This is a genomic window from Agrobacterium sp. H141 (genome assembly GCF_057158725.1).
In genome coordinates this window covers 2,545,697-2,558,298 of the sequence record NZ_CM169893.1, presented here as the reverse complement: position 1 = coordinate 2,558,298, position 12,602 = coordinate 2,545,697, and the positions used below count along the sequence as shown (strand labels likewise).

General features: G+C 59.4%; 9 protein-coding genes. 5 read left to right on the top strand and 4 right to left on the bottom strand.

What is annotated here, in order from left to right; all coding sequences use genetic code 11:
• The first annotated feature begins 38 nt into the window (after nt 1-38).
• Nucleotides 39-1,526, top strand: a complete 1,488-nt coding sequence (gene tig / locus ACWPM9_RS11680; RefSeq protein ID WP_484755252.1) for a trigger factor — start codon at nt 39-41, stop codon at nt 1,524-1,526.
• Between the two features lie 133 nt (nt 1,527-1,659).
• Nucleotides 1,660-2,400 carry an MOSC domain-containing protein gene (locus tag ACWPM9_RS11675; protein ID WP_484755251.1) on the top strand — a complete coding sequence of 247 codons (741 nt, stop codon included), beginning with the start codon at nt 1,660-1,662 and terminating at the stop codon, nt 2,398-2,400.
• On the opposite strand, the gene ACWPM9_RS11670 is transcribed toward ACWPM9_RS11675, so the two are convergent.
• Together ACWPM9_RS11670 and ACWPM9_RS11665 are read right to left on the bottom strand one after the other, a co-directional pair.
• Nucleotides 2,385-4,076, bottom strand: a complete 1,692-nt coding sequence (locus ACWPM9_RS11670; protein ID WP_484755250.1) for an FAD/NAD(P)-binding protein — start codon at nt 4,074-4,076, stop codon at nt 2,385-2,387. The two genes, ACWPM9_RS11675 and ACWPM9_RS11670, sit on opposite strands and share 16 nt — an antisense overlap.
• 110 nt (nt 4,077-4,186) lie before the next feature.
• Entirely contained in the window at nt 4,187-4,615 is a 429-nt protein-coding gene (locus ACWPM9_RS11665) for a hypothetical protein (RefSeq protein ID WP_484755249.1), read from the bottom strand.
• 280 nt (nt 4,616-4,895) lie between these two features.
• On the opposite strand from ACWPM9_RS11665, the gene ACWPM9_RS11660 reads away from it, so the two are divergent.
• The gene (locus ACWPM9_RS11660; RefSeq protein ID WP_484755248.1) at nt 4,896-7,133 is read left to right on the top strand and encodes a heavy metal translocating P-type ATPase; all 2,238 of its coding nucleotides are present in this window, start codon (nt 4,896-4,898) and stop codon (nt 7,131-7,133) included.
• A gap of 33 nt (nt 7,134-7,166) precedes the next feature.
• On the opposite strand, the gene ACWPM9_RS11655 is transcribed toward ACWPM9_RS11660, so the two are convergent.
• On the bottom strand, nt 7,167-8,348 hold the full coding sequence (locus tag ACWPM9_RS11655) for an MFS transporter (protein WP_484755247.1): 1,182 nt from the start codon (nt 8,346-8,348) through the stop codon (nt 7,167-7,169).
• Nucleotides 8,349-8,481: 133 nt separating this feature from the next.
• Here ACWPM9_RS11655 and ACWPM9_RS11650 point away from each other — a divergent pair, with 133 nt between their 5' ends.
• Nucleotides 8,482-9,051, top strand: a complete 570-nt coding sequence (locus ACWPM9_RS11650) for a TetR-like C-terminal domain-containing protein (RefSeq protein ID WP_484755246.1) — start codon at nt 8,482-8,484, stop codon at nt 9,049-9,051.
• A gap of 20 nt (nt 9,052-9,071) precedes the next feature.
• On the opposite strand, the gene sthA is transcribed toward ACWPM9_RS11650, so the two are convergent.
• Nucleotides 9,072-10,475 (bottom strand): Si-specific NAD(P)(+) transhydrogenase, encoded by a 1,404-nt coding sequence (sthA, locus tag ACWPM9_RS11645; RefSeq protein WP_484755245.1) that lies wholly within the window; start codon nt 10,473-10,475, stop codon nt 9,072-9,074.
• Nucleotides 10,476-10,725: 250 nt separating this feature from the next.
• On the opposite strand from sthA, the gene recQ reads away from it, so the two are divergent.
• Nucleotides 10,726-12,588 (top strand): DNA helicase RecQ, encoded by a 1,863-nt coding sequence (gene recQ / locus ACWPM9_RS11640; protein ID WP_484755244.1) that lies wholly within the window; start codon nt 10,726-10,728, stop codon nt 12,586-12,588.
• The last annotated feature ends 14 nt before the right edge of the window (nt 12,589-12,602 follow it).

The window sequence follows — 12,602 nt, the reverse complement described above, 5'->3', positions numbered from 1 at the left end:
TAGTCCGGGCACGGTCGCCACGACATGAAGGTAGGAACATGCAGGTTATCGAAACGCTCGCTGAAGGGCTGAAGCGCGAAATCAAGGTCGTAATTCCGGCCAAGGACATGGAACAGCAGATGAACGAGCGTCTGGCTGATGTGAAGGACAAGGTCCGGATCAACGGCTTCCGCCCGGGCAAGGTGCCGGTTTCGCACATCAAGAAGATGTACGGCAAATCCATCATGGCTGAACTGGTCAACGAGATCGTTCGCGACAAGCCGACCTCCATCATTTCCGAGCGTGGCGAAAAGTCCGCTACCCAGCCGGAAATCGCGATGACTGAGGACGAGGCAGAAGCCAACAAGATTCTCGACGGTCAGGCCGATCTCGAATTCACGGTTGCCTATGAAGTGATCCCGCCGATCGAGCTGAAGCCCGTCGACAAGATCAAGGTCACCCGCGAAGTCGTTGAAGTCTCCGAAGACGAAGTCAACGAGCAGATCGAAAAGATCGCTGAAAACGCCCGCTCCTACGAGACCAAGAAGGGCAAGGCCGCCGACGGCGACCGCGTCACCATGGATTACCTCGGCAAGGTCGACGGCGTAGCCTTCGACGGCGGCAAGGACGAAGACGCAGAGCTGGTCATCGGCTCGAACCGTTTCATCCCGGGCTTTGAAGAGCAGCTGGTTGGTCTGAAGGCCGGTGACGAAAAGGTCATCACCGTCAACTTCCCGGCTGAATATCCTGCTGCCAATCTGGCCGGCAAGGAAGCAACCTTCGACATCACCGTCAAGGAAGTGGCAGCCCCTGCAGCGCTTGAACTGAACGACGAGCTGGCCACCAATCTCGGCCTCGAATCGCTGGAAAAGCTGAAGGAAGTTGTTCGCGGCCAGATCGAAAGCCAGTACGGCAACATCACACGTCAGAAGGTCAAGCGTCAGGTTCTCGACCAGCTCGACGAGATGTATCAGTTCGACACCCCGTCGAAGCTGGTTGATGCCGAATTCGAAAATATCTGGCGTCAGATCAACACCGATCTTGCCCAGTCGGGCAAGACCTTCGCAGACGAAGACACGACCGAAGAAGAAGCACGCGACGAATATCGCAAGCTCGCAGAGCGTCGCGTTCGTCTGGGCCTCGTTCTCTCCGAAATCGGCGAGAAGGCCGGCGTTGAAGTCACCGAAGACGAAATGCAGCGTGCCCTCTACGCGCAGCTGCAGCAGTTCCCGGGCCAGCAGAAGGAAATCCTCGATTTCTTCCGCAACACCCCCGGCGCATCGGCATCGCTGCGCGCTCCGATCTTTGAAGAAAAGGTCGTCGATCACCTGCTGAGCGAAGTCTCCGTCACCGACAAGACTGTCACCAAGGAAGAGCTGACAGCCGAAGACGAGGATGAAGGCGACGACAAGCCAGCCAAGAAAAAGGCTGCTCCGAAGAAAAAGGCTGAGCCCAAGGCGGAAGCCGCTGAAGGCGACGAAAAGGCGGCCCCGAAGAAAAAGGCTGCTCCGAAGAAGAAGAAGGCTGACGAAGCCGACGCCGAGTAATCTTCGGACAAACATTATCTTGAAAAGGCCGTCCCTCGGGGCGGCCTTTTTCGTCTGTATTGAGGGAACCCTTCCGCGCTTCAAGCACTTGGGTCTATGCTCACCTCATCGCTTCAAACTGCGCAGGAATTTCATGAAAAGCATCGGCCGTATTCTGGAACTGTGGCGCTACCCCGTAAGCTCGCTGCCAGGCGAGCTGTGCCAGGCGCTGGATGCACAGCCGGGCGGTATCATCGGTGACCGGTGTTTTGCGCTTTTCGATGCCGAGACCGGTCTTGCTGCTTCCCCGGAGCGCGAACCGCGTTGGCGCCCGGCCCTGTTTCTCACCTGCGGACATGATGAGACGGGACATGTTTGCATTGGGCTACCGGGCGAAACGGCCATGAGGCTTAATGACCCGGCCCTGCCGGATGCGCTGTCTGGATATTTCGGCTTCTCCGTCAATATCGGCTCTTATGAAGCAACCGACGAACCTCTGGACCGGCAGTTGCCCGTGGTTTCCAACCGCTATGATGTGAGCGATATCCATATCGTCACCACGGCATCGCTCAGGCAACTGGCGGATATCGGTGCTTTTGCAGAACTGGATCAACGGCGCTTTCGCCCCACCATTCTGGTTGAGACACCGGAGGTGGGCGGCTTTATCGAAAATGACTGGATCGGCCGGACGCTCCACATCGGTGACACGGTGCTGAAAGTCACGGAACCTGCCAAGCGATGTGGCATGACAATGATCGCCCAGCCCGGCATTGCCGAGCAGCCGGAGGTGTTGCGCCACATCTTGCGCTATAACCGGCGCAATCTCGGTATCTATTGCGCCGTACAGAATGCCGCGACCTTGTCCGTCGGCCTCGACGTCTACGCCGAGGCCTGAAGCATAGGCGCCTCAGTCGCATCGACGTCTTCTATGATGGCTGCAGCCACCACCTCACCGATATCGCGCGCGCTGGTGATGCCCTGAACGAAGGGAAGCTTGTGCAGCAGAAATGAGATGGCGGCACAATAAAGCCTGTTGCTCAGATTGCCCGTTTGCAAGGGTCGAAATTTGTCGTCCAGATCGATACCGCCGGTTCGCACAATCTCCACATCTGCTTCCACGTCCAGCCAGGTGACAGCTTTGGCGGTTGCCGATTCGCGCACGCCGCCTTGCGCAACCAATGTCGGAAAAGGAAGGTCGCGGGCCGACAGGGAGCTTTGACCTGTGGCGTCGATAAAGGCGCCATATGCATGGTCCTCGCCATGATGAGAGATCACGACACCTGTTTTGACCCCGTCGGTGCGGATATCGTATTCATCGCCCAGGGCTGCGATCTCAAGCTTGTTGGCCCGGTGAAGCGCCAGAAGCCGCTGGATCGACGCATGCGGGACGGTGGCATAATTATCGACGAACACGGTTTTGAAGTAACGGTGAAAGCGCTTCAGATCGTCTTCGTTGAGATGGGGTACCGCGCGGGCAATAATCTCATGCATGCGCAAAATCGAGTAACGCCAAGGCACAGTGTATTTCTGCGTCTTGTTCTGCTCGGCTTCCATCAGGTTGCGACCGGCCCATGCAAACGGATCGACCTCTGCGCGATCGGCAAAATAGGCGGGCGCCAGCGTCTCGATGGTCAGCTGCGATAGTCCGATCCGCGCCGCATAGTCCGGATCCGCGTGGCTGAGTTCCTCTTTGAAAAGGGCAAAGACGCGGTCCAGCAGACCAGTGGCTCCGGCCGCAATTGACGCGTCGATGGCCTCTTCCGTGCAATAGACCGGTGGCAGATAGGGCACTTCGCAATAGAAATCTGCTTCGGGCAGCAGCCCCTTGCGCGACATCATCGTGGCGTGGAAATCCTCGGTGTCGGGGGCCGGCTGATATTGCAACTGACCAGCGGCATCGAGATAGAATGTGCCATGGGCTGTGGCGACCGTCATAAGCGCATCGATACCACTCAAAGAGGTGCCAAGGATCGCGACCGGACAGTTGTGTATGCCCTTCAGCGCTGCAGCGGGCCAGGGAGAAACAAAATAGCCAGGTTTGATTTCGGTGTTCTCAGGCCAGTTGTGGCCTGTTGCCATCACCACATGCTCAAAGGCGAAGTCGAGGTGCTCTGATCCGCCGGCCTCTTCAACCGTGAGCCGGATGCCGTCCGGCTGTAGCGCGATGTCGAGGACACGGTTATGCGGTCGCACTGTGATCGAGTGGCCATTCTCGACGGCGATCCGGCAAAGCTGCTCGAACTGCGCCTTCATATATTCGCCCAGCACGACACGCGGATAGAACTCGCGCTCGTCGATGGCGTCTCGTCGAACGCGAAGGCGGGCGAGAGTGTCGTCATCCTGACGCACAAGCCATGCGACCAGTGGCTCGCAGATTGGCGGAAACTCGATACTGGCGATATTGGCCAGCATCGCGGGATCGTTGATGTCGGGATGATAGGGCGTACCCTTGCCCGGATCGCCTTCTGCCTCGAAAACCGTTATATCTGTCGGTGTGCGGGCGAGGGCCAGGCCCTTCAATGTGTATATGCCGGTCGGACCTGAACCGATAATGGCGATCTTGGGCGTCATCAAACTGTGTGCTCCGCGGGGCGACTAAATGTCCTGATCCCTATCAATCGCCTTGAGCGCAAAGGGTTCCCAAACCGCAGAATGTTTTGATGACGCTCTGATCCACCAAGCTACACGCCGCGTGGTTGCGGCTCCACCTTGAACACGTCATCGCCCACAAAGACGATGATATATTCGGATCTGGGCTCTGCCTCCGCTGCCCAGTCTCGCAAGGCAGAAGCACGCGGCTCCGTCTTCCAGGCATCGGGATGCTCGGGATCAACCAGGACGGTGATCTGCGGTCCCTGCCGATAAATCATCATATGGGTGTCGGCAGGTTCCCATTCCGGTCCGAGGGTCTCGTCGGTCATCCAGAGACAGAGGAAGTCCCGGCAAAGCTGCGGACGCTCCTCATAGACGCGGCAGCCAAAGCCTTCGACACAATTGACGCACCATGCATTGGCGGGCTTCGACAGCGCATCGATTTCCGGCAGTCTGCAACACAAGGTGCAGGTGCCGCAGGATCGGTGGGCAAGGGGTATCGGGGCTTCGATTGGCATGCAGATTGGGATGTCTCGTTTGAACGTTAGGTGGTCGTCGGACTGTCTCAAGCCTACCGATGCCATTGTAAAACGCAGTTCGTCCACCCCTCAGGCAGCATGCATTTGAAAAATGCGCAGTTGCGCATGCCTCGCATCATCCTGAAACCGGCCGCAGAGAGTATCGGCCATGTCTTTCGGAACAAGGCGGGCCTGCCATCGCGTTTTGTGAAATTGGGCTCTTGTATCTCTAGCGGCTAGAGGTCTTACAACATGCTTATGAGACCGAAAGGACGGATTGATGAGCATGCAAAGACAAACACGCTTCCGCATTGGCGGCATGGATTGCGCCTCTTGCGCCAGCAAGATCGACACGGCAGTGCGCGGTATGCCCGGCGTGGACGATGTCTCCGTGTCCGTCACCGCAGGCACGATGACCGTCTCCCATGACGAGACATCCGATCTGGATGCAATTGGCAAGAAGGTTCGTCGGCTCGGCTATTCCGTATCACCCGCGCAGGCGAAGCAGCCCGGCACACACACAGGCCAGCACACCCACGGCACGTGCTGCGGCGGAGATCACGACCATGATGCCAATTCCGGGCGGCATGATCATGATCGCGAGGGTGAAGGAGACGCCCCTGTCGTGGAAGGTCTGCATGGCCACGACCATACACCAATGGATGGCCCCTGGTGGAAAAGCCCGAAAGGTCGCCTGACCATCCTGTCCGGTGCCGCGCTGGTGGCGGCCTATCTGGTTGGTCTCGTTTTGCCGGCAATTGAAATTTGGGCGTTTGCCGCTGCCATGCTGGTGGGTCTCGTGCCGATTGCCCGCCGGGCCGTGATGGCAGCATTGGCCGGCACACCCTTTTCCATCGAAATGCTGATGACGATAGCCGCTGTCGGCGCGCTGATCATCAACGCCACGGAAGAGGCGGCTATGGTCGTCTTTCTGTTCCTTGTTGGCGAATTGCTGGAAGGTGTCGCCGCCGGAAAGGCCCGGCAAAGCATCCGCTCGCTTTCCGAGCTTGTTCCGAAGAAAGCGCTGCTGGAAGACGAGCAAGGCAAGACCCGCGAAGTGCCGGCGGAAACACTGTCGATCGGATCCATCATTATCGCCCGTCCGGGGGACCGCATCTCCGCCGATGGCATCATCCTGTCCGGCGAGAGCGCCATCGACGAAGCGCCCGTCACCGGTGAAAGCGTGCCGGTCTTCAAGGCGAAGGGCGATGCGGTCTTTGCCGGCACGGTCAATGGCGATGCAGTCCTGCGGATCGAGGTCACAGCCGCTGCCGAAGACAACACGATTGCCCGCGTTGTTCGTCTGGTCGAAGAGGCGCAGGAAAAGAAGGCTCCGACCGAGCGCTTTATCGACCGCTTCTCGCGTTATTACACGCCGGGTGTGGTGGCTGCAGCAGCTCTTGTCGCCATCCTGCCGCCCTTGTTGCTCGGTGCAAGCTGGAATGAATGGGTCTACAAAGGCCTTGCCATCCTCTTGATCGGCTGCCCTTGCGCGCTGGTCATCTCCACACCGGCCGCCATCGCCGCCTCCCTGTCTGCCGGTGCCCGCCGCGGCCTTCTGATCAAGGGCGGGTCCGTTCTTGAAACGCTGGGCAAGCTGACGGCCATTGCGCTCGACAAGACCGGCACCCTGACCGAGGGCAAGCCGAAGGTGACCGACATCGTGTCCTATGGTCGATCAGAGACGGAAGTCTTGAGGCTGGCAGCCGCAGTCGAGGCCGGCTCAAGCCATCCGCTCGCACTGGCAATCCTCAAAAAGGCAGAAGTCGACAAGCTCGATCTTCCACGCAGCAGCGACAACAAGGCGCTGGGCGGCAAGGGCGTCAGTGCCACGGTGGAAGGTAGCGAGATCTTCTTCGGTTCGCGAAAATATGCAAGCGAGCGTGGCGACATCAGTGATGCACACAAGCAGGAGATCGAGGCGCTCCATGCAGACGGCAAGACCGTCTCGGTGCTTCTGGTAGATGGTCAAATCGCAGGTCTGATCGCCTTGCGCGATGAACCACGCGCAGATGCCGAAGACGGCCTGAAAGCGCTGGAACTGGCGGGCATCAGAACCGTCATGCTGACCGGCGACAATGCGCTGACGGCGAAGGCAATCGGAGCCCGGTTGGGCATCGAGGTTCGCGCTGACCTGCTGCCCGCCGACAAAAGCCGCATTGTCGGCGAGTTGCAGGCGGAAGGCCATATGGTCGGCAAGGTGGGCGATGGCATCAACGATGCCCCGGCGCTTGCCGCGGCCAATGTCGGCATCGCCATGGGCGGCGGCACCGATGTGGCTCTCGAAACCGCAGACGCCGCAATCCTTCACGGTCGTGTTGGCGATATCGCCGCACTCATCGCGCTATCGAAGAAGACCATGCGCAACATCCACCAGAACATCGCCATCGCGCTCGGCCTCAAAGCCGTCTTCCTGGTCACCACCATCGCCGGCATCACCGGCCTTTGGCCGGCGATCCTTGCCGATACGGGCGCGACCGTATTGGTGACGATGAATGCGCTCAGATTGCTGCGGTGACATTGTCCGCGAACTCGCCCCCCAACGGCAATGTCAATTCGCGCTGGGCTCCAGCCTCCGTATGGCGACAAGCGATGTGAGCGCCAATATCACGATGGCTGTACCGTAGAGATAGGTGGTCGTCACAAGGCCGAGAACCGGTGCCGCCATACCGGCTGCAATTGCGGGCAGGGCAAAAGCGAGATAGCTCTGGACAAAGAAGGTCGATAGCAGCGCGGCGCGGTCATCCTGATCGGCAAAGGGAAGAACGGTCCGCAGGATCGCGCCGAAATTGCCGCCGAAGCCGATGCCGGCAACGACCGTGCCTGCAAACATCAAAACGGTCTGGTGGAGGCTGACGCCGAGCATGGTCACGACCACGCCGGCGACGAGGGCGGATGATCCAACGGTAAGGACCGAGGTCGGGCGCGACTTGCCTGTGGCAACCACCACAATGACCGATGTCAGCATCAGCGCTGACACGACCGCACCGCCGACCAGCGGCGAATGGTTGCCGGTCGCCGCACTCACGAGGCTCGGCATCAGCGAGAGATAGAAGCCGCCAAGCGCCCATCCGGCGATGTTCACCGGTGCGGTTCTGAGCACTGCCGACATCGCCCGCGGTGGAATGGAAACGCGCGGCCGCAATGACGCGATCGCGCCCGGTTTGCGTGTCACCGTTTCGGGAATGACCAAAAGCAAGGCCATCTCCAGCAGGATCACGACGACGAGCACGAGATAAACGGTGTGGGTTGGGTCCGGCGCGTAGGTCACCAGGATAGCGGAAAGCAATGTGCCGGTCATCAGGCCGACGAAGGCACCTGCGCTGTTTAACACCGGTCCATTCTTGGGTGCGGTATCGAGGATCTGTGCACCCAGCGCCGGTATGGCAAGTCCGGTACCCAGACCTTGCAGAAAGCGGGCGAAGATCAGCATGCTCGCACCGTCCGCCATCAGAAAGGCTGCCAATGCCGCAAGGTTGAAAAGGAGGCCGGCAAAGACAACCGGACGCCGACCGATGAAATCCGAGAGCCCGCCGAAAAGCAATAACCCGATGAGCAGACTTGCCACATACATCGCGAAAATGATCGTGATCGTCGAGGCCGCAAATCCATAGGTCTCCTGATAGATGTGGTAAATCGGGGTCGGTGCCCCGCTGACGGCGAAAAAGGTGACGACGGTGGAGAATCCGAAAGGAGCGACACGTTGCAGGGCGCTCGGGGCAGGTGACGACATGGGAATTATCCTTAACGCGAAATATGTGCGTTAGGGATATAGACCTTATCTGTGTTATTGCAATATATTCGCGTTAGCGATGTTAGGAAATAGCCTGCTTGCGGCAGGTGCAAACAAGGTGCCAGGATATCTGATGGCCAAAACGATGATCAGGCAGGGTGGCCGAAGCGCCCGTATTCAGCAGGCTGTTCACGATGCCGTCCGCCAATTGCTGACAGAAGTCGAGCGCTCTTCCATTACCGTGCCGATGCTGGCGGAGCGCGCCGGCATTCCGCCATCCACCATCTATCGACGTTGGGGCGATCTTTCAGAGGTTCTGGCCGATGTGGCCGCAGAACGAATGCGTCCTCAAGCCGATCCCGTCGATCTCGGCAATGCAAGATTGGATCTGGAAGCCTGGGCCGAGCAATATGCCGAGGAAATGTCGTCTGCAGTCGGCCGCGAACTGCTGAAAGATCTCTTCCTTCCCAAAGGGGAAAACATCTATGCCGTCCGATGCTGTGAGCTTGTTCGCGGACAACTGGAGGCGATTGCCGCGCGCTCCGCAGCGCGAGGGGAACGTGTCTTTTCCGTCGACGAGGTGATTGACCGGGTCGTTGCCCCGCTTGTCTATCATCTCCTGTTCGGTGACAGGCCGGTGACCGGAGACTATGGCCACGAACTCGTCGCTACGGTCACCACGCTTCCGGAAAGGCAGACATAGATGGGGAGCGCCGTCGGCGCTCACTCCGTCTTCGGTTCACCCATCCGGTTCCACGCGTCCAGGCCTGCAATTTTGTAGGCTTCGGCGAGCGTCGGATAGTTGAAGGTGTTGCGGACGAAATAGTCGATCGTGCCTTTGAGGTTGAGCACCGCCTGTCCGATATGCACCAGTTCGGTCGCGCCTTCGCCAACAATGTGGACGCCTAAAAGCCTGCGGGTCTTCAAGGAGAAGATCATCTTCAGCATGCCGGTATCCAGGCCCATGATGTGGCCGCGCGAGGTTTCGCGGAAATGCGCCACGCCGCATTCATAGGCAATGCCACGCTCCAGCACTTCTTCTTCGGTCAGCCCGCAAGTGGAAATTTCCGGCACGGCATAGATGCCATAGGGAAAATATTGCGGCGGCTCGCTGGCGTGGACGCCCACCGCATGACGGGCAGCGATGCGGCCCTGTTCCATGGAGGTGGAGGCAAGCGAGGGAAAGCCGATGACATCGCCGGCTGCATAGATGCCGGGAACATCCGTCTGGAACGATTCGGGATCGACCTTGAGACGGCCGCGATGGTCGGCTTCAAGACCTGCAGCCTCAAGGTTCAGTGTATCGACAGCGCCCGTGCGGCCCGCGGCAAACAGCACCATTTCGCTTTGCAGCACACGACCGTTCTTCAGCGTCACGCGACATTTGCCGCTGTCTTCCTTGACCACCTCTTCCACCGACTGACCGAAGATCAGTTTCATGTTGCGATCGCGCAATTGATAGGTGAAGTCCTCGACGATCTCCTTGTCGATGAAATCGAGCATGGTGTCGCGTGGCTCGACCAGCGTCACAGCAGTATCGAGTGCGGAGAAGATCGTGGCATATTCGACGCCGATGACGCCGGCCCCGATCACGATCAGTGAGCGCGGCAGGTGCTTGATCTCCAGAACCTCGTCGCTGTCGATGATCGTTTCGCCATCGAAGGGAATGTGAGACGGGCGGAATGGGCGCGTACCCACGGCAAGCAAGACCGCTTTGGCGCCAACGCGCAGCACTTCGCCGTCGTCTTTTTCCACTTCCAGCGTATCGCGGTCGATGAAATGCGCCTTGCCGCGCATCTGATGCACACGGTTACGAGAGAACTGATGTTCGAGTACATCGACTTCATGATTGAGCGTGATCAACAGGCGCCGGCGCAGATCTTCCGCCGAAATCTCCTGCTTGACCCGGTATGCGCGGCCATAAAAGCCGCGCTCCCGCCAGCCGGTCAGATTCAGCGCCGTTTCGCGCAAAGTCTTGGACGGGATGGTGCCGGTGTGGACAGACACCCCACCGACGCGCGAACCTTTTTCGATGACAAGGACTGTCTTGTCCAGCTTCGCTGCCTGAATTGCGGCGCGGCGTCCTGCCGGTCCACTACCGACCACGACGAGGTCGTAACTGTTCATGAGGTCTGTCCCTGAGCTTAGAACGCGAATCGGATAGGCGGTCACCCCGCACTGCAGCATAAACTAGCACATCATTCTGACTGTTTGGTTATCACCCGGCGCAAAACCTGTTGCATGTATGCAAACCGCCATCGGTCAGGCACAGGCTGAAGCTGGACGAACAGGGGATAGTGAGGGCTCCACCGCCGCAAGGCTCGCCGTCGAGGCCCGATCCGTGCCATAGAAGGGCATGCCTGAAGAAAGCGAGTCCATGCTGCAACCTCAATCCCGTATCGAGCCAATTTTCGACACAGACGGCGTCAGGAATCCGTTGTCGGTGTTGAAGACGGTTTATGGCTATTCCACGTTCCGCGGAAGACAGGCAGAAGTGGTGGAGCAGGTGGTTGGCGGCGGCGATGCTGTGGTGCTGTTTCCAACCGGTGCCGGAAAATCGCTGTGCTTCCAGATCCCGGCACTTTGCCGTGACGGCATTGGTATTGTCGTTTCGCCGCTGATCGCCCTGATGCGCGATCAGGTGGAGGCGTTGAAGCAACTGGGTGTCAAGGCGGCCGCGCTGAATTCCTCGCTCAGCCGTGAGGAATTTGCCGATATCCGCAGCGCCATATCGGCTGGAAAGCTGGACATGCTCTACGTGACGCCGGAGCGCATTGTCACACCCGGCTTCCGCGACATGATGGGCAATGCGAAGATTTCTCTGTTTGCCATCGATGAAGCCCATTGCGTGTCGCAATGGGGCCATGACTTCAGACCGGAATATCGCGAACTCGGAAAGCTTGCGGAACAATATCCGGGCGTACCGCGCATGGCGCTGACAGCGACTGCGGACCCGCATACGCGCGAGGATATTATCGAGCGCCTTGGTCTTGGTGGCGCAAAGGTTTTTACCACGTCGTTCGACCGCGCCAATATTGCCTATGAGATCGTGGAACGCGACCAGCCGCGCCAGCAGCTATTGCGCTTCCTTGCGCGCCACAAGGGGGCCAGCGGCATTGTGTACTGCCTGTCGCGCGCCAAGGTGGAAGAAACCGCCGAATGGCTGGACAAGCAGGGCATACGCGCGCTGCCTTATCATGCGGGCATGGAGCGCGAGCAGCGTGACGCCCATCAGGATGCTTTCCTGAAAGAAGAAGATCTCTGCCTTGTCGCAACCGTCGCCTTCGGCATGGGTATCGACAAGCCCAATGTGCGTTATGTCGCCCATCTGGATCTGCCGGGCTCCGTTGAGGCCTATTACCAGGAGACAGGCCGGGCAGGGCGCGATGGCCTGCCATCGGAGGTCTGGATGGCCTACGGCATGGCGGATGTCATTCAGCGTGGCCGCATGATCGATGGCGGCAATTCCTCGCCGGAAATCAAGCGGGTGGAGCGCGCAAAGCTGAACGCTCTGCTCGCCATCTGCGAAACGCCCGGATGCCGGCGCCAGGCAATTCTTGCCCATTTCGGCGAGGCCCATGCGGGTCATTGCGGCAATTGCGATACCTGCCTGAAGCCGGTCGAAACCTGGGATGGAACGGAGGCCGCGATCAAGGCGCTCGCCGCCATATACCGTACCGGCGAACGCTTCGGTGCTGGCCACCTGATCGACGTGCTGTTGGGCAATGAAAACGAACGCACGCAGCGCTTCGGCCATGCCGATATGCCGGTCTTTGGCGCGGGCAGGGATCTGCCGGCAAAGACCTGGCAATCCGTTTATCGACAACTGCTGGCAGCAGGCCTGGTGCGCGTCGACCATGAAGCATTCGGCGCGCTGAAGCTGGAGCCGGAAGAAGCCCGTGCGGTGTTTCGCAAGGAGCGCGAGGTCAAATTCCGCAAGGACCGTCCGACCAAGGGCAAGGCGTCGCGAACGTCCTCTCCAAGCGCCGCAAGCGCCAAGGCAAGCCTCGATCAGGCCGACGGCGAACTGTTCGAGGCGCTGCGCGCCAAACGCATGGAAATCGCCAAGGACCTCTCCGTTCCGCCCTATGTCGTCTTTCCCGACACCACGCTGGTTGCCATGGCCACCGAGCGCCCGACGGACGAAGCCGAAATGCTCGACATCTCCGGCATCGGCCAGTCCAAGCTCGAGCGCTACGGCGACGCTTTCCTCAAGGTCATTCTCCAACACAGTCGGTGAAGAACCGGTCCCGT

Excerpts from the sequence above, each read along its gene's own strand:
- ACWPM9_RS11650 (WP_484755246.1), top strand. The coding sequence starts at position 8,482 with ATGGCCAAAACGATGATCAGGCAGGGTGGCCGAAGCGCCCGTATTCAG.
- ACWPM9_RS11655 (WP_484755247.1), bottom strand. The coding sequence starts at position 8,348 with ATGTCGTCACCTGCCCCGAGCGCCCTGCAACGTGTCGCTCCTTTCGGA.
- ACWPM9_RS11675 (WP_484755251.1), top strand. The coding sequence starts at position 1,660 with ATGAAAAGCATCGGCCGTATTCTGGAACTGTGGCGCTACCCCGTAAGC.
- ACWPM9_RS11660 (WP_484755248.1), top strand. The coding sequence starts at position 4,896 with ATGAGCATGCAAAGACAAACACGCTTCCGCATTGGCGGCATGGATTGC.
- ACWPM9_RS11665 (WP_484755249.1), bottom strand. The coding sequence starts at position 4,615 with ATGCCAATCGAAGCCCCGATACCCCTTGCCCACCGATCCTGCGGCACC.
- recQ (WP_484755244.1), top strand. The coding sequence starts at position 10,726 with ATGCTGCAACCTCAATCCCGTATCGAGCCAATTTTCGACACAGACGGC.
- sthA (WP_484755245.1), bottom strand. The coding sequence starts at position 10,475 with ATGAACAGTTACGACCTCGTCGTGGTCGGTAGTGGACCGGCAGGACGC.
- ACWPM9_RS11670 (WP_484755250.1), bottom strand. The coding sequence starts at position 4,076 with ATGACGCCCAAGATCGCCATTATCGGTTCAGGTCCGACCGGCATATAC.
- tig (WP_484755252.1), top strand. The coding sequence starts at position 39 with ATGCAGGTTATCGAAACGCTCGCTGAAGGGCTGAAGCGCGAAATCAAG.